The organism is Rhodanobacter glycinis (assembly GCF_006438785.1).
Taxonomy (GTDB): Bacteria; Pseudomonadota; Gammaproteobacteria; order Xanthomonadales; family Rhodanobacteraceae; genus Rhodanobacter; species Rhodanobacter glycinis_A.
Genome location: NZ_RCZB01000013.1, coordinates 1 through 929, shown reverse-complemented (window position 1 = coordinate 929; position 929 = coordinate 1). Strand labels below are relative to the sequence as shown.

Annotated in this window: 1 protein-coding gene; it reads left to right on the top strand. The window is 66.0% G+C overall.

Annotated elements, in window-relative coordinates; all coding sequences use genetic code 11:
- A partial coding sequence (locus EAH75_RS19700) for a beta strand repeat-containing protein (RefSeq protein ID WP_428993527.1) occupies positions 1-929 on the top strand: 929 nt, incomplete at both ends.

Genomic DNA, 929 nt, shown 5'->3' with positions numbered 1-929 from the left:
CGTGTTGTCGACCAGCGGCGCGTTGGATGGCACCAATGTGAGCCTGACCGGTCGCGACGGCGTGACGCTCGGCGGCGATGTAACGGCCCTGGGCACACTGGCATTGACCAGCACGAATGCGGCGATCGCGCAGACAGCGGGCAACATCGCCGTGACTGGCCTCACCACGATAAACGCAGGCAGCGGCGCAATCACGCTGGCTGATGGCGGCAACGACTTCACCGGTGCCGTGAGTCTGACCGGCGGTGTCACGCAAATCACCGATGCGAACGCGCTGACCCTGGGTACGCTCAGCACCACCGGTGCGCTGACCGCGATCAGCACCGGTGCGCTGAACCTGGGCAGCGGCAGCGTGGGTGGCAACCTGGATGCGACCAGTAACAACGGTGCGATCAGCCAGACCGGCGCGCTGAGCGTGAGCGGCACCAGTGCCCTCAACGCAGGCAATGGCGCGATCACGCTGACCAATGCGAACAACGACTTCCAGGGCGCCGTCACGGCGACCGGAGCCGGCGTGTCGCTGGTGGACGTCAATAATCTTAGCGTGACCTCGCTGACCGACAACGCGAACGGCAACGTGAGCCTGATTGCCGGTGGTGCCCTGACCTTGCCGGCGAGCGCGCTGTCGGCCGGTACCGGCAACCTGACCCTGGCGGCCAATGGTGGCGTGTTGTCGACCAGCGGCGCGTTGGATGGCACCAATGTGAGCCTGACCGGTCGCGACGGCGTGACGCTCGGCGGCGATGTAACGGCCCTGGGCACACTGGCATTGACCAGCACGAATGCGGCGATCGCGCAGACAGCGGGCAACATCGCCGTGACTGGCCTCACCACGATAAACGCAGGCAGCGGCGCAATCACGCTGGCTGATGGCGGCAACGACTTCACCGGTGCCGTGAGTCTGACCGGCGGTGTCACGCAAATCACCG